The sequence below is a fragment of the Streptomyces sp. NPDC059456 genome (assembly GCF_042750055.1).
GTDB lineage: Bacteria > Actinomycetota > Actinomycetes > Streptomycetales > Streptomycetaceae > Streptomyces.
Window position 1 is genome coordinate 1 of sequence record NZ_JBHYVA010000104.1, and the last position, 17,342, is coordinate 17,342.

A 17,342-nucleotide genomic window follows, 5' to 3' on the forward strand; every position below is an offset into this window, starting at 1 on the left:
CGCCCCGGGCCCCCCCCCCCGGGGCCCGCCCCCCCCCCCCGCCCGGGCACCGGGACCGGCCCGAGCACCTCCGCGTCCGGCGGCAGCCCGGCGCCGGCCAGGAAGGCCTCCACCGCCTCGCCCCGCCCGGCCACGGCCGCCATCCGGGACACCGGCGGGAAGCCGAGCTGGGCCCGCTCCGCGAGCTCCCGTACCGCGTGGCCGACCGGGTCCCACCGGACGAGGGCCTGGACCGGCCGCAGCGTCGGCTCGGCGACCACGACGACCTGCCCCTCCCCCCGGACCAGCGAGGCGGCCGCGATCCAGCGGCGCAGTGCGTCCTCCCCGGCGCGCAGGTCGGGCCGGGTCAGCATGGCCCAGCCGTCCAGCAGCAGCGCCGCGGCGTATCCGGCGCCCGCGGCGACGGGCTCGGCGCCGGGGGTGGACACCACCAGCGCGGGCCGGTCGGGCACCTCGTCCAGGACGTGGTCGCGGCCGGAGGTGCGGACGGGCACGGCCGGGAAGGCCCGCCCCAGCTCCTCGGCGGTCCGCCGGGCGCCGACCACCTGGGCGCGCAGCCGGAACGACCCGCATTCCTCGCAGTGCCAGGCGGTCTCCTGCCGGCCGCACCAGCCGCAGTGCAGGTCCCGGGCGTCGGGGGCCTCCAGCGGGCCCGCGCAGACGGTGCAGCGGGCGGGGGTGCGGCACCGCTCGCAGGCCAGCCGGGGGGCGTAGCCGCGCCGGGGCACCTGTACGAGCACGGGCCCGGACTTCAGCCCTTCCCGTACGGTCTCCCAGGCCAGGCTGGGCAGCCGGGCGGCGCGGGCCGCCTCGTCGCGGGCGAGCAGTTCGTCGCCCACGGTCCGGATGCGGGGCGCGCAGGCCCGTACCGTCTCCCGGTCGGCGACGAGCGGGCGGGCCCAGCCGGTCTCGACCAATTGGGCGACCTCGACGGTGCAGCTCGTGCTCCCGGCGAGGAAGGCGCAGCCGTCGCCGACGGCGCGCAGTTCCAGTACTTCCCGTACGTGCGGGAACGGCGCGTGGTCGTCGGCGTGGCTGGAGTCGCCGTCGTCCCAGACGGCGACGATCCCGAGGTCCCGTACGGGCGCGAACATCGCGGCGCGGGTGCCGATGACGGCCCGCACCGAGCCGCGGTGCACGGCGAGCCACTGGCGGTAGCGCTTCTCGGGGCCGGAGCCGGCGGTCAGCAGCGCGTGCCGTCCCTCGCCGAGCAGGGCGGTCAGGGCGGCGTCGACGCGGGCCGCGGTGCGCCCGTCGGGCAGGACGGCGAGGGCGCCGCGGCCGGAGGCGAGGGCGGCGGCCATGGCCCGGGCCAGTTCGTCGGCCCAGCCGGGGCCGGGGAGGGCGGTCCAGACGGCGCGGGGCGCGCCGCCGTCGGCGAGGGCGCGCAGGAAGGCGGGGCCGGAGCCGTACCGCGTCCAGCCGCCGGGGTCGGGGGCGGCGGGCGGCGGCAGTGGTTCGGGGGAGGGCTTGGCCTCGGCGCGGGCGTTGCGCGGGGGCAGGGCGAGCTGGAGGACGTCGGCCAGGCTGCCGGCGTACCGGTCGGCGACGGCCCGGGCCAGGGCCAGCAGGCCGGGGGTGAGCACGACCTCGGGCGACACGACGTGGGCGAGGGCGGCGAGGGCGCCGTCGTAGTCGGATTCGGCGCGGCGTTCGACGATGAACCCGTCGATGAGGCCGCCGCCCTCGCGGCGGCCGCCGTGCACGCGGTGGCCGCCGGCTCCGAACCGGACGCGGACACGGACGCCCGGCTGTGCGGTCTCGGAGAGTTCGGCGGGGACGGCGTAGTCGAAGAGGCGGTCGAGGTGGAGCACGCCCTTGTTGACGAGCACGCGGGCGACGGGCAGCTCCGGCGCGAGGGCGGCTCCGCGCCAGGTGCGTGGCTTCGCCTTGGGCGCGTTGGCCTTCGCCTCGGCGACCATCTCCCGCATCAGCGCGAGCTGCTCCGGCCGGGCGCCGGCGGCACCCGGCGCCTCGGATTCGTTCTCGCTGCTCACAGCTGCATTCATACCAAACGGCACCGACAGCGGGAGCCGGCCCGGGCACGCGGGCGGCACCCGCGCAGACGGCCCCGGACCAGGAGGTCCGGGGCCGTACGGCTGCGTACGCGCGGTACGCGGGGGTCTTACAGGCCTGCGGCGGCGCGCAGCGCGTCGACGCGGTCGGTGCGCTCCCAGGTGAAGTCCGGCAGCTCGCGGCCGAAGTGGCCGTACGCGGCGGTCTGGGCGTAGATCGGGCGCAGCAGGTCGAGGTCGCGGATGATCGCGGCCGGGCGGAGGTCGAAGACCTGGCCGATCGCGTCCTCGATCTTCTGGACCTCGACCTTGGCGGTGCCGAAGGTCTCGACGAAGAGGCCGACGGGCTCGGCCTTGCCGATGGCGTACGCGACCTGGACCTCGCAGCGCGAGGCGAGGCCGGCGGCGACCACGTTCTTGGCGACCCAGCGCATCGCGTACGCGGCGGAGCGGTCGACCTTGGACGGGTCCTTGCCCGAGAAGGCGCCGCCGCCGTGGCGGGCCATGCCGCCGTACGTGTCGATGATGATCTTGCGGCCGGTCAGGCCGGCGTCGCCCATCGGGCCGCCGATCTCGAAGCGGCCGGTCGGGTTGACCAGCAGGCGGTAGCCGTCGGTGTCGAGCTTGATGCCGTCCTCGACGAGCTGCTTGAGCACGTGCTCGACGACGAACTCGCGGATGTCGGGGGCGAGCAGCGAGTCCAGGTCGATGTCCGAGGCGTGCTGCGAGGACACGACGACGGTGTCGAGGCGGACGGCCTTGTCGCCGTCGTACTCGATGGTGACCTGGGTCTTGCCGTCGGGGCGCAGGTACGGGATGGTCCCGTTCTTGCGCACCTCGGACAGGCGGCGGGAGAGCCGGTGCGCGATGTGGATCGGGAGCGGCATGAGCTCGGGGGTCTCGTCGCACGCGTAGCCGAACATCAGGCCCTGGTCGCCCGCGCCCTGCTTGTCGAGCTCGTCCTCATCGCCCTCGACGCGCTTCTCGTAGGCGGTGTCGACGCCCTGCGCGATGTCCGGGGACTGCGCGCCGATGGACACCGACACGCCGCAGGAGGCGCCGTCGAAGCCCTTCTTCGAGGAGTCGTACCCGATCTCGAGGATCTTGTCGCGGACGAGCTGCGCGATCGGCGCGTACGCCTTCGTCGTCACCTCACCGGCGATGTGGACGAGACCGGTGGTGATGAGGGTCTCCACGGCCACACGCGAGGTCGGGTCCTCGGTGAGAAGTGCGTCGAGGATCGTGTCGCTGATCTGGTCAGCGATCTTGTCGGGGTGACCCTCGGTGACGGACTCCGAGGTGAACAGGCGACGGGACACAACGCTCCCTGGGGTTGCAGCGGCTGCTGGCTGATCATTTGGCGGAACCGGACCGGGAGCTGCGCCCGGTCTTGTTCCGAATGCAGTTTATCGGTCGCCACCGTTTGCCGGACCACCTGTCTCGCCTTGTGGGAGGCACGTGACCTGCGGCACTCCATTCTGGCTCATGGAATGGTCTTCGAGAAGGGTCGTCGCTCAGGCGCGTCGGGGAGCGAGTCGCGAGGTGACCTGATCCCAAATCACCTCGGCCAGCGCCTCCTTCGGTCCATAGGGAACCGGAGTCTCGGCCCCGTCGGAGGCCAGGATGACGGCCTCGTTCTCCTCGGAACCGAAGGTCTTGCTTTCGCCGACCTCGTTCACGACGAGAAGATCACACCCCTTGCGGAGCAGTTTGGCCCGGCCGTTCGCGAGCACGTCGTCGGTTTCCGCGGCGAAACCGACCACGATCTGGCCCTCCCGGGCCCGGTCCGCCGAGATCTCGGCGAGCACGTCGGGGTTGCGGACGAGGGCCACCGGGGCGGGTTCCTGCCCGTCCTTCTTCTTGATCTTGCCGCCGGCGTACTCGGCCGGCCGGAAGTCGGCGACGGCCGCGGCCATCACGACGGCGTCGGCGTCGGCCGCCGCCTCGAGGACGGCCTCGCGCAGCTGGACGGCCGTCCCGACGCGCACGACGTCCGCCCCGGCCGGGTCGGCCAGCGAGGTGTTGGCCGCGACCAGGGTGACGCGGGCCCCGCGGGAGACGGCGGTGCGGGCCAGTGCGTAGCCCTGCTTGCCGGAGGAGCGGTTGCCGAGGAAGCGGACCGGGTCGAGCGGCTCGCGGGTGCCGCCCGCGCTGATCACCACGTGCCGGCCGGCGAGGTCGGGCTCGGCCACCCCGCGGGCCAGGACGGTGCGGCACACCTCGTAGATCTCCTCGGGGTCGGGCAGCCGCCCCTTGCCGGTGTCCTTGCCGGTGAGCCGGCCGACGGCGGGCTCGATGACGACGGCGCCGCGGCGGCGCAGCGTGGCCACGTTCTCCTGGGTGGCGGGGTGCTCCCACATCTCGGTGTGCATGGCGGGGGCGAACACCACGGGGCAGCGTGCGGTGAGCAGCGTGTTGGTGAGGAGGTCGTCGGCGAGGCCGTGGGCGGCCTTGGCGAGCATGTCGGCGGTGGCGGGGGCGACGACGACGAGGTCGGCGGCCTGGCCGATGCGGACGTGCGGGACCTCGTGGACGGTCTCCCAGACCTCGGTGCCCGCCGGGTTCCCGGAGAGCGCGGCCCAGGTGGCCTCGCCCACGAAGTTCAGGGACGCCGCCGTGGGGACGACCCGCACCTCGTGCCCGGACTCGGTCAGCCGGCGCAGCAGCTCGCAGGCCTTGTAGGCGGCGATGCCGCCGCTGACTCCGAGCACGACCTTCGGCTTGTCCACCGCACACGCCCTCTCTCACTGATCGTCGTACGTGTCTATGACACACCACAGGCCCGGCAGATGTTCTGCCGGGCCTGTGGTGAAAGGAATTCTCTGTGCCTTACTGGGCCGGGGCCTCGATGGCCTCGGAGGTCAGCAGACCCGCGTTGATCTCGCGCAGCGCGATCGAAAGCGGCTTCTCGTGGACGTGGGTGTCCACCAGCGGGCCGACGTACTCGAGCAGGCCCTCACCGAGCTGCGAGTAGTACGCGTTGATCTGACGCGCGCGCTTGGCCGCGTAGATCACGAGGCTGTACTTCGAGTCCGTGGCCTCGAGCAGCTCGTCGATCGGCGGGTTGATGATGCCCTCGGGCGCAGTGATGGAAGAGGACACGCTCTACCTTCCGAAGATGGGTTGAAAGATCGAAACGTTGACGAACACCGATCGACTGAACATCGATCAACGATCAAACAACTTCCATCAAGGCTAGCAGCTCGCGCGCCACGTCCTCGACGGAGGTGTTGACCAGGGTGGTGTCGAACTCTGATTCGGCAGCGAGCTCGACCTTGGCGGACTCCAGCCTGCGCTGGATGACCTCGGTCGACTCGGTGCCGCGGCCGGTGAGCCGGCGGACCAGCTCGTCCCAGCTCGGCGGCGCCAGGAAGACGAGCTGTGCCTCGGGCATGGACTCGCGGACGAGTCGCGCGCCCTGGAGGTCGATCTCCAGGAGGACGGGCTCGCCGTTCTCCAGTCGTTCCGCCACCGCGCCGCGCGGTGTGCCGTAGCGGTTGCCCGCGAACTCGGCCCACTCCAGCAGCTCGCCGTTGGCGATCAGCTTGTCGAACTCGTCGTCGTTGACGAAGAAGTAGTGGACTCCGTGTCGCTCACCGGGCCGCGGCTTGCGGGTGGTGGCCGACACCGAGAGCCATACCTCGGGGTGGACCTTGCGCATATGCGCGACGACCGTGCTCTTGCCGACCCCCGAGGGGCCGGAGAGCACGGTCAGCCGCGGACGAACCTCTGCTGCCATAGAGCGATTATCCAGGTTCTCGGGACTGCCTGAGAACGCCGGAAGAACTTCAGGCAACGCGTCAGCCGGCAGGAGTGCCGAACTCACGCTCCAGAGACGCGATCTGGTTGGAGCCGAGACCTCGAACACGTCGGGACTCGGAGATGCCGAGGCGCTCCATGATCTGCTTGGCGCGGACCTTGCCCACGCCCGGCAGGGACTCCAGCAGGGCGGAGACCTTCATCTTGCCGATGACGTCGTTCTCCTGGCCCGTCTTGATGACCTCTTGGAGCGAGGCGCCGGAGTGCTTGAGTCGATTCTTCACCTCGGCCCGCTCCCGGCGAGCCGCGGCGGCCTTTTCGAGCGCGGCTGCGCGCTGTTCAGGGGTAAGGGGCGGAAGAGCCACGCCTACGTCACCTCGGATGTCGAACTGTCGGATACGGACCGGTGGGGAACCCTAGGGCGCCACACCAGGCGAATGCCCGAACAGCGGTGGAACTCGTTCGCTGCTCGTTCACTCTGGTCGGAGACTAGCGGCATGGACCGCTCCAGTCAGCGAGAACGAACGAAAAGTCCTGGTCAGCCTCCACCGAACCGTACATCACGGACAAAACACCCCGGTTTTGTCCGGTGAAAGACGTTCGATTTTCGTCAGACCGTACGACGTGCGGCGCGGCCGGCCCGGCCCGCGGGACTCCCGAACGGGCTCAGACCGAGACCGCCGCGCGGATTTCGTCCGCGAACCGGGTGGCCGAGCCGCGCAGGGCCGAGGCGTCCGGCCCGTGCTTCAGCACGCCGCGCGACACGTTGGGGACCACGTTGCGCACGGCCGCGCCGAAGACCGCCGGGAGGTCGGCCGCCGTCGCGCCCTGCGCACCGATGCCGGGGGCCAGCAGCGGGCCGTTGATGTCCAGGTCGAAGGAGGACAGGTCGCCCAGCGTGGCGCCGACCACCGCGCCGAAGGAGCCCATCGGGGACGCGCCCGCGTTCTCCGCCGCGAGGTGCCCCAGCATCGTCGCGCCGATGGTGCGGCCGTCCTCGCGCACCGCGCGCTGGACCTCCGCTCCCTCCGGGTTCGAGGTGAGCGCGAGGACGAAGAGACCGGTGCCCGAGCGGCGCGCGAGCTCCACGGCCGGCTCCAGCGAGCCGTAGCCCAGGTACGGCGAGACCGTGAGGGCGTCGGAGAACAGCGGGGACGACGGCTCCAGGAAGGTCTGGGCGTACGCGGCCATGGTCGAGCCGATGTCGCCGCGCTTGGCGTCCATCACGACCAGGGTGCCCGCGGCGCGTGCGTCGGCCACGGTCCGCTCCAGCACCGCGATGCCCTTGGAGCCGAAGCGCTCGAAGAAGGCGGCCTGCGGCTTGAAGACGGCCACCGAGTCGGCCAGCGCCTCGACGACGGTGCGGGAGAACTTCTCCAGGCCCGCGATGTCGTCGCCCAGGCCCCAGGACGAGAGCAGGGCGGCGTGCGGGTCGATGCCCACGCACAGCGGGCCGCGCGCGTCCATCGCCGCGCGCAGGCGGGTGCCGAAGGGGGTCACGGGGGTCCCGGTCTCGGGCGTCTCGGTCACTGGGCGGCCTTTCGGGTTTCGGCGCCGACGGCCTCGGCGAGGGTCGCGTACGGGCTGTTGGCCAGGCGCGCGGCCAGGCCCTTGTGGATGGCGCGGGCGTAGAACGGGCCCTCGTAGATGAACGCGCTGTACCCCTGGATCAGGGTCGCGCCGGCCAGGATGCGCTGCCAGGCGTCCTCGGCGTTCTCGATGCCCCCGACGCCCACCAGCACCAGACGGTCGCCCACACGGGCGTACAGGCGGCGCAGGACCTCCAGGGAGCGCTCCTTGACGGGGGCGCCGGACAGGCCTCCGGTCTCCTTCACCAGCTCGGGGGCGGACTTCAGGCCCAGCCCCTCGCGCGCGATGGTGGTGTTGGTCGCGATGATGCCGTCCAGGCCCAGCTCCAGCGCCAGGTCGGCGACGGCGTCCACGTCCTCGTCCGCGAGGTCGGGCGCGATCTTCACCAGGAGCGGGACCCGGCGGTCGGTCACGGTGCGGTCCGCGGCCTCCCGCACGGCCGTCAGGAGCGGGCGCAGCGACTCGGTGGCCTGGAGGTTGCGCAGGCCCGGCGTGTTCGGCGAGGAGACGTTGACGACCAGGTAGTCCGCGTGGCGGGCCAGGCGCTCGGTGGAGGCGACGTAGTCCGCCACGGCCTCTTCCTCGGGCACGACCTTGGTCTTGCCGATGTTGACGCCCACGACGGTCTTGAAGACCGGCACGCGGGCCGCCAGGCGGGCCGCCACGGCCGCGGAGCCCTCGTTGTTGAAGCCCATGCGGTTGATCAGCGCGCGGTCCGGCACGAGGCGGAACAGCCGCTTCTTGGGGTTGCCGTCCTGCGCCCGCGCCGTGACCGTGCCGATCTCGACGTGGTCGAAGCCGAGCATGGACATGCCGTCGATGGCGACGGCGTTCTTGTCGAAGCCCGCCGCGAGGCCGAAGGGGCCGTGCATGCGCAGCCCGAGCGCCTCGGTGCGCAACTCCTCGTACCGCGGCGCGAGGGCCGCCGCGACGAAGGTGCGCAGGACGGGGGTCCGGGCGGCGCCGCGGATCCAGCGGAAGGCCGTGTAGTGGGCCTGCTCGGGGTCCATCCGCTTGAAGACCAGGTTGAAGAAGAGCTTGTACATGTCGAGAAGATCCCTTGTGCGCTCATGACGAGGGGGACACCGACGCGCATCGCGCATCCGTGTCCCCCTCCTCGTACGGGCTGCTAGTCGCGGGCCGCGGTCAGGTGCTCCGCGTGCTCCTGGAGCGAGCGGACGCCCACGTCTCCGTGGCCGAGCGCCTCGATGCCCTGGACGGCCGCGGCGAGCGCCTGGACCGTGGTCAGGCACGGGACGCTGCGCGCCACGGCCGCCGTGCGGATCTCGTAGCCGTCGAGGCGGCCGCCGGTGCCGTACGGGGTGTTGACGATCAGGTCGACCTGGCCGTCGTGGATGAGCTGGACGATGGTCTTCTCGCCGTTCGGGCCCTCGCCCTCGCTGAGCTTGCGCACCACGGTGGCGTTGATGCCGTTGCGGCGCAGCACCTCGGCGGTGCCGGAGGTGGCCATCAGCTCGAAGCCGTGGGCGACGAGCTCGCGCGCCGGGAAGATCATCGAGCGCTTGTCGCGGTTGGCGACCGAGATGAACGCGCGGCCCTTGGTGGGCAGCGGGCCGTAGGCGCCGGCCTGCGACTTGGCGTAGGCCGTGCCGAAGACGGAGTCGATGCCCATGACCTCGCCGGTGGAGCGCATCTCCGGGCCGAGGACGGTGTCGACGCCGCGGCCGTGGATGTCGCGGAAGCGCGACCACGGCATGACGGCCTCCTTGACGGAGATCGGCGCGTCGAGCGGCAGGGTGCCGCCGTCGCCGGTCTTCGGGAGCATGCCCTCTTCGCGCAGCTCGGCGATGGTGGTGCCGAGCGAGATGCGGGCGGCGGCCTTGGCGAGCGGGACCGCGGTGGCCTTCGAGGTGAAGGGGACGGTGCGGGAGGCGCGCGGGTTGGCCTCCAGGACGTAGAGGATGTCACCCGCCATCGCGAACTGGATGTTGATCAGGCCGCGTACGCCGACGCCCTTGGCGATGGCCTCGGTGGAGGCGCGCAGGCGCTTGATGTCGAAGCCGCCGAGGGTGATCGGGGGCAGGGCGCAGGCCGAGTCGCCGGAGTGGATGCCGGCTTCCTCGATGTGCTCCATGACGCCGCCGAGGTAGAGCTCGGTGCCGTCGTAGAGGGCGTCGACGTCGATCTCGATGGCGTCGTCGAGGAAGCGGTCGACCAGCACGGGGCGGGTCGGGGAGATCTCGGTGGACTCGGCGATGTACGCCTCGAGGCGCGTCTCGTCGTAGACGATCTCCATGCCGCGGCCGCCGAGCACGTACGAGGGGCGCACGAGGACCGGGTAGCCGATCTCGTCGGCGATGGCCTTCGCGCCCGCGAACGTGGTGGCGGTGCCGTGCTTGGGGGCGGGCAGGCCCGCCTCGGCGAGGACCTGGCCGAAGGCGCCGCGGTCCTCGGCGGCGTGGATGGCCTCCGGCGGGGTGCCGACGACCGGGACGCCGTTGTCCTTGAGGGCCTGGGCGAGACCGAGGGGGGTCTGGCCGCCGAGCTGGACGACGACACCGGCGATGGGGCCGGCCAGCGATTCGGCGTGGACGATCTCCAGCACGTCCTCGAGCGTCAGCGGCTCGAAGTACAGGCGGTCGGAGGTGTCGTAGTCGGTGGAGACGGTCTCCGGGTTGCAGTTGACCATCACGGTCTCGTAGCCGGCGTCGCTGAGGGCGAAGGAGGCGTGGACGCAGGAGTAGTCGAACTCGATGCCCTGGCCGATGCGGTTCGGGCCGGAGCCCAGGATGATCACCGCGGGCTTCTCGCGGGGCGCGACCTCGGACTCCTCGTCGTACGAGGAGTAGAAGTACGGGGTCTTCGCGGCGAACTCGGCGGCGCAGGTGTCGACCGTCTTGTAGACCGGGCGGACGCCGAGGGCGTGGCGGACCTCGCGGACGACGTCCTCGCGCAGGCCGCGGATCTCGGCGATCTGGGCGTCGGAGAAGCCGTGGCGCTTGGCCTCGGCGAGCAGCTCGGGGTGGAGCTTCTCGGCTGCGGCCAGCTCGTCGGCGATCTCCTTGATCAGGAAGAGCTGGTCGACGAACCAGGGGTCGATCTTCGTGGACTCGAAGACCTCTTCCTGGGTGGCGCCGGCGCGGATGGCCTGCATGACCGTGTTGATGCGGCCGTCGGTCGGACGGACCGCGGTGGCGAGCAGCTCGTCCTTGTCGCCGACGGGGCCGACGAAGGTGAACTGGGAGCCCTTCTTCTCCAGGGAGCGCAGGGCCTTCTGGAGGGCCTCGGTGAAGTTGCGGCCGATGGCCATGGCCTCGCCGACCGACTTCATGGTGGTGGTGAGGGTGGCGTCGGCGAGCGGGAACTTCTCGAAGGCGAAGCGCGGGGCCTTGACGACGACGTAGTCGAGGGTCGGCTCGAAGGAGGCCGGCGTCTTCTCGGTGATGTCGTTGGGGACCTCGTCGAGGGTGTAGCCGATGGCCAGCTTGGCGGCGATCTTGGCGATCGGGAAGCCGGTGGCCTTCGAGGCGAGCGCCGAGGAGCGCGAGACGCGCGGGTTCATCTCGATGACGATGACGCGGCCGTCGACCGGGTCGATCGCGAACTGGATGTTGCAGCCGCCGGTGTCGACGCCGACCTCGCGGATGATCGCGATGCCGATGTCGCGCAGCCGCTGGTACTCGCGGTCGGTGAGCGTCATGGCCGGGGCGACGGTGATGGAGTCGCCGGTGTGGACGCCCATCGGGTCGAAGTTCTCGATGGAGCAGACGACGACCACGTTGTCCTTGGTGTCGCGCATCAGCTCCAGCTCGTACTCCTTCCAGCCGAGGATGGACTCCTCCAGGAGCACCTCGGTGGTCGGGGAGAGCGTCAGGCCCTGGCCGGCGATGCGGCGCAGCTCGTCCTCGTCGTGGGCGAAGCCGGAGCCGGCGCCGCCCATCGTGAAGGAGGGGCGCACGACGACGGGGTAGCCGCCGAGGGTGTCGACGCCCTTGAGGACGTCGTCCATGGAGTGGCAGATGACCGAGCGGGCGGACTCGCCGTAACCGATCTTGGCCTTCACGGCCTCGACGACGCCCTTGAAGAGGTCGCGGTCCTCGCCCTTGTTGATGGCCTCGACGTTGGCGCCGATGAGCTCGACGCCGTACTTCTCCAGCACGCCCTGCTCGTGCATGGAGATGGCGGTGTTGAGTGCGGTCTGGCCGCCGAGGGTGGGGAGCAGCGCGTCGGGGCGCTCCTTCGCGATGATCTTCTCGACGAACTCGGGGGTGATCGGCTCGACGTACGTGGCGTCGGCGATCTCCGGGTCGGTCATGATCGTCGCGGGGTTGGAGTTCACCAGGATGACCCGCAGGCCCTCGGCCTTGAGGATGCGGCAGGCCTGGGTGCCGGAGTAGTCGAATTCGGCGGCCTGGCCGATGACGATCGGGCCGGAGCCGATGACCAGGACGGACTGGATATCGGTGCGCTTAGGCACGCTCGGCCTCCATCAGGCTAACGAAGCGGTCGAAGAGGTACGCGGCGTCGTGCGGACCCGCGGCTGCTTCGGGGTGGTACTGGACGGAGAAGGCCGGCTGGTCGAGCAGCTGGAGGCCTTCCACGACGTTGTCGTTCAGGCAGACGTGCGAGACCTCGGCGCGGCCGAAGGGGGTCTCGGAGACCTTGTCGAGGGGCGCGTCCACGGCGAAGCCGTGGTTGTGCGCGGTGACCTCGACCTTGCCGGTGGTGCGGTCCTGGACCGGCTGGTTGATGCCGCGGTGGCCGTACTTCAGCTTGTACGTGCCGAAGCCGAGCGCGCGGCCCAGGATCTGGTTGCCGAAGCAGATGCCGAAGAGCGGGGTCTTGCGCTCCAGGACACCCTGCATGACGGCGACGGGGCCGTCGGCGGTGGCCGGGTCGCCCGGGCCGTTGGAGAAGAACACGCCGTCCGGGGAGACCGCGTACACGTCCTCGACGGTGGCGGTGGCGGGCAGCACGTGCACCTCGATGCCGCGCTCGGCCATCCGGTGCGGGGTCATGCCCTTGATGCCGAGGTCGACGGCGGCGACGGTGAACTTCTTCTCGCCGATGGCGGGGACGACGTACGCCTCCTTGGTGGCGACCTCGGCGGAGAGGTTCGCGCCCTTCATCTGGGGCTGCTCCTGGACCTTGGCCAGCAGCTCCGCGTCGGCGGCGCTGGTGAGCGCAGTGCCGGAGAAGATGCCGACGCGCATGGCGCCGCGCTCGCGCAGGTGGCGGGTCAGGGCGCGGGTGTCGATGCCGGAGATGCCGACGACGCCCTGCTTGACCAGTTCCTCGTCCAGCGAGCGCTGCGAGCGCCAGTTGGACGGGACGCGGGCGGGGTCGCGCACGACGTACCCGGCGACCCAGATGCGGGCGGACTCGGGGTCCTCGTCGTTGACTCCGGTGTTCCCGACGTGCGGGGCGGTCATGACGACGACCTGCCGGTGGTACGACGGGTCGGTGAGGGTCTCCTGGTATCCGGTCATGCCGGTGGAGAACACGGCCTCGCCGAAGGTCTCCCCCACAGCGCCGTAGGCGCGGCCGCGGAAGATCCGACCGTCCTCCAGGACGAGTACGGCGGGAGCTTTGGCTGCTCCCCTGGTGGAGGTCGTCATCGTTCGGCGCCTTCCGTCGTGATGGATTGGTTCATGAGATTGATCGCCTCGACCCAGGCGGCGTGTTCGGCCGCGCGGTCGGAGCGGAATCCGGAGTCGATCAGCTTGTCGCCGTGCGCCCAGGTGACGACGAGGAGACCGCCCTCGGTGAGTACCTTGCCCGCGATTCCCTTGTCGAGGCGGGCGCCGCGCAGCTGCGCGGCCGGTACGAAGAAGTCGGTGGCACCCGGACGGACCACGTCCAGGCCCGCGTCGGTGAGCGTGAGCTCGACGCGGCTGCGCACTCCCAGGCCGTGAGCGACGATCCGGTCGAGCCACTGCCCGGCGGTGGTGGACCCGTGGTAGCGGCCGGTCAGGGCCAGCCGGTGCGCGGGCAGGCCGTCGGGGGCGGCGGGCAGCTCCGGCAGATCGTTCTGCAGGGCGCCGCGCCATTTCCAGCCCTGCCGCATCAGCCAGTACACGAACGCGATGAGGACGAGCAGACCGATCACCCACGCGATGCGGGCGCCCCAGTCCGTCACCTCCGCCGACCGTCGTTCGGCGGCCTCGGCGGCCAGTTGGATCACTGCAGGTGTCACGCCAGATTCCCGTCCACGACCGTTGCCCGGCCCCGCAGGAAGGTGTGAGTGACGCGACCCGGCAGCTCACGGCCCTCGTAGGGCGTGTTGCGGCTGCGGGAGGCGAAGTGTGCGGGGTCCACGACACCACGGTACGAGGTGTCGACCAAGGTCAGGTTCGCGGGTTCACCAGCCGAGACGGGCCGGCCGTGGTGGTCCAGGCCGCCGATCCGCGCCGGGGCGAAGGACATGCGCTCGGCGACGCCGGCCCAGTCGAGCAGCCCGGTCTCGACCATCGTCTGCTGGACGACGGAGAGCGCGGTCTCCAGGCCGACCATGCCCATCGCGGCGGCGGCCCACTCGCAGTCCTTGTCCTCGTGCGGGTGCGGGGCGTGGTCGGTGGCGACGATGTCGATCGTGCCGTCGGCGAGCGCCTCGCGCAGGGCCAGCACGTCGCGCTCGGTGCGCAGCGGCGGGTTGACCTTGTAGACCGCGTTGTACGAGCGGACCAGCTCGTCGGTGAGGAGGAGGTGGTGCGGGGTGACCTCGGCGGTGACGTCGATGCCGCGGGACTTGGCCCAGCGGACGATCTCGACGGAGCCGGCGGTGGAGAGGTGGCAGATGTGCACGCGGGAGCCGACGTGCTCGGCGAGGAGGACGTCGCGGGCGATGATCGACTCTTCGGCGACGGCCGGCCAGCCGCCGAGGCCCAGCTCGGCGGAGACGACGCCCTCGTTCATCTGGGCGCCCTCGGTCAGGCGGGGCTCCTGGGCGTGCTGGGCGACGACGCCGCCGAAGGCCTTCACGTACTCCAGGGCGCGGCGCATGATCACGGCGTCGTCGACGCACTTGCCGTCGTCGGAGAAGACGGTGACGCGGGCGGCGGACTCGTGCATGGCGCCCAGCTCGGAGAGCTGCTTGCCCTCCAGGCCGACGGTGACGGCGCCGATGGGCTGCACGTCGCAGTAGCCGGACTCCTTGCCGAGGCGCCAGACCTGCTCGACGACGCCGGCGGTGTCGGCGACGGGGAAGGTGTTGGCCATGGCGAAGACGGCGGTGTAGCCGCCGGAGGCGGCGGCGCGGGTGCCGGTCAGGACGGTCTCGGAGTCCTCGCGGCCGGGCTCGCGCAGGTGGGTGTGCAGGTCGACGAGGCCGGGGAGGAGGACCTGGCCCTCGGCTTCGATGACGGTCGCGCCCTCGGCGGAGAGGTTCTGTCCGACCTCGGCGATGGTCTCGCCGTCGATCAGGACGTCCTGCGCCTCGCCACCGAGTACCTTCGCCCCGCGGATCAGGATCTTGCTCATGATTACTTGCTCTCCTCGATGCGGGGCGTGCTGGTGGTGGTGACGGCGGGCTCGGAGCCTCCGAGCAGCAGGTACAGGACGGCCATCCGGGTGGAGACGCCGTTGGCGACCTGCTCGACGGCCGTGCAGCGGTCGGAGTCGGCGACCTCGGCGGTGATCTCCATGCCGCGGTTCATCGGGCCGGGGTGCATCACGATGGCGTGCTCGGGCATCTTGGCCATGCGGTCGCCGTCGAGCCCGTACCGGCGGGAGTACTCGCGCTCGGTCGGGAAGAAGGCGGCGTTCATGCGTTCGCGCTGCACACGCAGCATCATGACCGCGTCGGACTTCGGCAGCACGTCGTCGAGGCTGTACGAGACCTCGCAGGGCCAGCTCTCGACGCCGATCGGGACCAGGGTGGGCGGGGCCACCAGGGTGACCTCGGCGCCGAGGGTGTGGAGCAGCTGGACGTTGGAGCGGGCGACGCGGCTGTGCAGGACGTCGCCGACGATCGTGATGCGGCGGCCGCCCAGGTCCTTGCCGAGGCCGGCGTCGCGGCCGACGAGGCGGCGGCGCATGGTGAAGGCGTCCAGCAGGGCCTGGGTGGGGTGCTCGTGGGTGCCGTCGCCGGCGTTGACGACGGCGGAGTCGATCCAGCCGGAGGTCGCGAGCCGGTAGGGGGCGCCGGACGCGTGGTGGCGGATGACGACCGCGTCGGCGCCCATGGCCTCCAGGGTCAGCGCGGTGTCCTTGAGGGACTCGCCCTTGGAGACCGAGGAGCCCTTGGCGGAGAAGTTGATGACGTCGGCGGACAGGCGCTTGGCGGCCGCTTCGAAGGAGATCCGGGTGCGGGTCGAGTCCTCGAAGAAGAGGTTGACGACGGTGAGGCCGCGCAGGGTGGGCAGCTTCTTGATCGGCCGGTCCGCGACGCGTGCCATCTCCTCGGCGGTGTCGAGGATGAGGACGGCGTCGTCGCGCGTGAGGTCGGCGGCCGAGATGAGGTGGCGCTTCATCTGGGTGCTCCGTAGGTCGGTGAGGCCGGGGCGGCGGTGAGGGCCGGGCGGCGGTCGGGAGGGCGTGCGGGCAGGGCAGGGCCCCGCGCGGACCCCGCGACCGGGGCCCTTCACTCGTTCGGGCTACTGCCCGGCGGACGTGTCGGTCCGCTGGCCGAGCAGCACGGCGTCTCGGCCGTCCTCCTCCTGGAGCTGGACCTTGACGGTCTCCCGCAGCGACGTGGGGAGGTTCTTGCCGACGTAGTCGGCGCGGATCGGCAGTTCGCGGTGGCCGCGGTCGACGAGGACGGCGAGCTGCACGGCGCGGGGGCGGCCGAGGTCGCCGAGGGCGTCGAGGGCGGCCCGGATGGTACGGCCGGAGAAGAGCACGTCGTCGACGAGGACGACGAGGCGTCCGTCGATGTCGTCGCCGGGGATCTCGGTGCGGCCGATCGCGCGGGCGGGCTTCATCCGCAGATCGTCGCGGTACATGGTGATGTCCAGGGATCCGACCGGGATCTTCGTACCGGTGATCTCCTGGAGCTTGGCGGCCAGCCGGCGGGCGAGGTACACGCCGCGGGTGGGAATGCCGAGGAGCACCACGTCGTCGGCGCCCTTGGCGCGTTCGACGATCTCGTGGGCGATGCGGGTCAGCACCCGCGCGATGTCCTGTGCCTCGAGCACGGGGCGCATCGCCTCGGTGCCTTGGGCACCGGCGTTCTGAGCAGCCTGAGCGTCCATGAAAAGGACCTCCTTCTCCGCCTCACGGGACGGACCTTAAAGGACGTCTGATGTACGTGGTCCACGGTACCAGGACGGTGGCGGGGAGCCCGCACCGGGGCCGTGCGGCGCCCCTCGTCCGTGGGCGTGCGACATCATTCGGCTTGACGCATCCAAGTAACGCTGCGTAACCTCACAGTGAGTTACCAGCCGCGCGGCGGAGCCGCACGTGGTCCATGTCGTAGCGTCCATGTCGTCACAGCGTCACAGCGTCCGGGAGCGTTATGTCCAGCGAATACGCCAAACAGCTCGGGGCCAAGCTCCGCGCCATCCGCACCCAGCAGGGCCTCTCCCTCCATGGTGTCGAGGAGAAGTCCCAGGGCCGGTGGAAGGCCGTGGTGGTCGGGTCGTACGAGCGCGGGGACCGCGCCGTGACCGTCCAGCGCCTCGCCGAGCTGGCGGACTTCTACGGGGTGCCGGTGCAGGAGCTCCTGCCGGGTACGACCCCGGGCGGGGCCGCCGAGCCGCCGCCGAAGCTGCGTCTGGACCTGGAGCGCCTGGCGGGCGTGCCCGCCGAGAAGGCCGGCCCGCTGCAGCGTTACGCGGCGACCATCCAGAGCCAGCGCGGGGACTACAACGGCAAGGTGCTGTCGATCCGCCAGGACGACCTGCGCACCCTCGCCGTCATCTACGACCAGTCCCCCTCGGTCCTGACCGAGCAGCTGATCAGCTGGGGCGTGCTCGACGCGGATGCGCGTCGCGCCGTGGCGCACGAGGACATCTAGTCCTCCGGTCCTCACGTCCAGGACCAGCAGAAACGTACCGGCGTGGGCCGGGAGCCCACCTG

At 71.4% G+C, this 17,342-nt stretch carries 15 protein-coding genes; 1 reads left to right on the forward strand and 14 read right to left on the reverse strand.

All coding sequences use genetic code 11. From position 1 onward, the window contains the following. The 14 genes from ACFXA3_RS12360 to pyrR form a co-directional block, all read right to left on the reverse strand. Positions 1-1,997: primosomal protein N' (locus ACFXA3_RS12360; RefSeq protein ID WP_385185668.1), on the reverse strand; the 1,997-nt coding region annotated here is incomplete at its 3' end. A 128-nt stretch (positions 1,998-2,125) separates the two neighbouring features. Continuing rightward, entirely contained in the window at positions 2,126-3,334 is a 1,209-nt protein-coding gene (metK, locus tag ACFXA3_RS12365) for a methionine adenosyltransferase (protein ID WP_376203180.1), read from the reverse strand. Between the two features lie 195 nt (positions 3,335-3,529). After that, positions 3,530-4,744 carry a bifunctional phosphopantothenoylcysteine decarboxylase/phosphopantothenate--cysteine ligase CoaBC gene (gene coaBC / locus ACFXA3_RS12370; protein WP_385185671.1) on the reverse strand — a complete coding sequence of 405 codons (1,215 nt, stop codon included), beginning with the start codon at positions 4,742-4,744 and terminating at the stop codon, positions 3,530-3,532. A gap of 100 nt (positions 4,745-4,844) precedes the next feature. Beyond that, the gene (rpoZ, locus tag ACFXA3_RS12375) at positions 4,845-5,117 is read right to left on the reverse strand and encodes a DNA-directed RNA polymerase subunit omega (protein WP_004948662.1); all 273 of its coding nucleotides are present in this window, start codon (positions 5,115-5,117) and stop codon (positions 4,845-4,847) included. Between the two features lie 73 nt (positions 5,118-5,190). After that, entirely contained in the window at positions 5,191-5,754 is a 564-nt protein-coding gene (gene gmk / locus ACFXA3_RS12380; RefSeq protein WP_054227603.1) for a guanylate kinase, read from the reverse strand. Between the two features lie 61 nt (positions 5,755-5,815). Further along, entirely contained in the window at positions 5,816-6,139 is a 324-nt protein-coding gene (locus ACFXA3_RS12385) for an integration host factor (RefSeq protein ID WP_008740406.1), read from the reverse strand. A 301-nt stretch (positions 6,140-6,440) separates the two neighbouring features. Then, the gene (pyrF, locus tag ACFXA3_RS12390; protein ID WP_385185675.1) at positions 6,441-7,304 is read right to left on the reverse strand and encodes an orotidine-5'-phosphate decarboxylase; all 864 of its coding nucleotides are present in this window, start codon (positions 7,302-7,304) and stop codon (positions 6,441-6,443) included. Then, positions 7,301-8,410: a quinone-dependent dihydroorotate dehydrogenase gene (locus ACFXA3_RS12395; protein WP_385185677.1), complete on the reverse strand. Its 1,110-nt coding sequence runs from the start codon at positions 8,408-8,410 to the stop codon at positions 7,301-7,303. Before ACFXA3_RS12395 ends, pyrF begins: the two co-directional genes overlap by 4 nt. Before the next feature lie 83 nt (positions 8,411-8,493). Beyond that, positions 8,494-11,802 carry a carbamoyl-phosphate synthase large subunit gene (gene carB, locus ACFXA3_RS12400; protein ID WP_385185679.1) on the reverse strand — a complete coding sequence of 1,103 codons (3,309 nt, stop codon included), beginning with the start codon at positions 11,800-11,802 and terminating at the stop codon, positions 8,494-8,496. Further along, entirely contained in the window at positions 11,795-12,943 is a 1,149-nt protein-coding gene (gene carA / locus ACFXA3_RS12405) for a glutamine-hydrolyzing carbamoyl-phosphate synthase small subunit (RefSeq protein WP_385185681.1), read from the reverse strand. The genes carB and carA overlap by 8 nt, the downstream gene beginning before the upstream one ends. Further along, the gene (locus ACFXA3_RS12410) at positions 12,940-13,521 is read right to left on the reverse strand and encodes a hypothetical protein (RefSeq protein WP_385185684.1); all 582 of its coding nucleotides are present in this window, start codon (positions 13,519-13,521) and stop codon (positions 12,940-12,942) included. The genes carA and ACFXA3_RS12410 overlap by 4 nt, the downstream gene beginning before the upstream one ends. Further along, positions 13,518-14,804, reverse strand: coding sequence for a dihydroorotase (locus tag ACFXA3_RS12415; RefSeq protein ID WP_385185687.1), 1,287 nt, complete (start codon positions 14,802-14,804; stop codon positions 13,518-13,520). The genes ACFXA3_RS12410 and ACFXA3_RS12415 overlap by 4 nt, the downstream gene beginning before the upstream one ends. A gap of 2 nt (positions 14,805-14,806) precedes the next feature. Next, complete coding sequence (locus ACFXA3_RS12420; protein ID WP_385185690.1) at positions 14,807-15,796, reverse strand: aspartate carbamoyltransferase catalytic subunit; 990 nt, start codon at positions 15,794-15,796, stop codon at positions 14,807-14,809. 123 nt (positions 15,797-15,919) lie between these two features. Then, the gene (gene pyrR / locus ACFXA3_RS12425; protein ID WP_385185693.1) at positions 15,920-16,516 is read right to left on the reverse strand and encodes a bifunctional pyr operon transcriptional regulator/uracil phosphoribosyltransferase PyrR; all 597 of its coding nucleotides are present in this window, start codon (positions 16,514-16,516) and stop codon (positions 15,920-15,922) included. 263 nt (positions 16,517-16,779) lie between these two features. On the opposite strand from pyrR, the gene bldD reads away from it, so the two are divergent. Beyond that, the gene (bldD, locus tag ACFXA3_RS12430) at positions 16,780-17,280 is read left to right on the forward strand and encodes a transcriptional regulator BldD (RefSeq protein WP_007263032.1); all 501 of its coding nucleotides are present in this window, start codon (positions 16,780-16,782) and stop codon (positions 17,278-17,280) included. Positions 17,281-17,342: the final 62 nt, after the last annotated feature.